The sequence below is a fragment of the Nocardiopsis sp. MG754419 genome (assembly GCF_018207095.1).
Classification (GTDB): Bacteria; Actinomycetota; Actinomycetes; order Streptosporangiales; family Streptosporangiaceae; genus Nocardiopsis.
Map to the genome: position 1 here is coordinate 1 of NZ_QOCZ01000370.1, position 437 is coordinate 437.

1 protein-coding gene is annotated in these 437 nt (G+C 64.3%); it reads left to right on the plus strand.

Features of this window, described 5'->3' with window-relative positions:
* Positions 1-159: 159 nt before the first annotated feature.
* On the plus strand, positions 160-437 hold a 278-nt coding region (locus DSY14_RS28155), incomplete at its 3' end, for an ATP-grasp domain-containing protein (protein WP_211719609.1).

Consider the following 437-nt stretch of genomic DNA (forward strand, 5'->3'; position numbering starts at 1 on the left):
GGTGACGGCCTGGCATGTCGGCACCTCCTTGTATGCAGTATGCAAAACAGGGGCCGGGTTGTGAAGAGGTGATCCGTCGAGGATGCCTATTGAATACTGCATACAGTATGAAGTATCACTGAAGGGGGGCTCGACGCAGGACGAACGGAGGAGCCACCGATGGATCTCTACGAGTACGAGGCCAAACAGATCTTCGGCGAGTACGGCGTCGCGCTCGTCGAGGGCGAGATCGCGGACACCCCCGAGCGGGTCCGGTCCGTGGCGGGCCGGCTCGGTCGCAAGGTCGTCGTGAAGGCCCAGGTCAAGACCGGTGGCCGCGGTAAGGCCGGTGGCGTCAGGGTCGCCGAGGGCCCCGAGGACGCTCAGGCCAAGGCCGAGCAGATCCTCGGCATGGACATCAAGGGCCACACGGTCCACCGTGTCCTGGTCGAAGAGGC